At 50.4% G+C, this 240-nt stretch carries 1 protein-coding gene; it reads left to right on the top strand.

The genetic code is table 11. The features are described from left to right. On the top strand, positions 1 to 240 hold a 240-nt coding region (locus JEM65_RS21860; protein WP_199603877.1), incomplete at both ends, for an isocitrate dehydrogenase kinase/phosphatase AceK regulatory subunit.

The raw sequence follows: 240 nt of genomic DNA, 5'->3' as shown, positions 1-240 counted from the left end.
AGAATCAGTTGTTTGTGGATACCTGTCTTACTGAAGGTAATGATGCCAGCATAGTTTTCGGGTTTGCGCGCTCTTATTTCATGGTGTACGCCCCACAACCCGGCGCGCTGGTTGAATGGTTGCGTGAGATATTACCGGCGAAAACCACTGCTGAACTTTACAGCGCCATCGGCTGCCAGAAGCATGCAAAAACTGAGTGTTACCGTGAGCACTTACGCTTTATGGCGCAGACCGACGAGT

The organism is Gelidibacter salicanalis (genome assembly GCF_016469035.1).
GTDB lineage: Bacteria > Bacteroidota > Bacteroidia > Flavobacteriales > Flavobacteriaceae > Gelidibacter > Gelidibacter salicanalis_A.
Note: the sequence above shows the minus strand (reverse complement) of the source record. Positions and strands in the feature narration are given on the sequence as shown.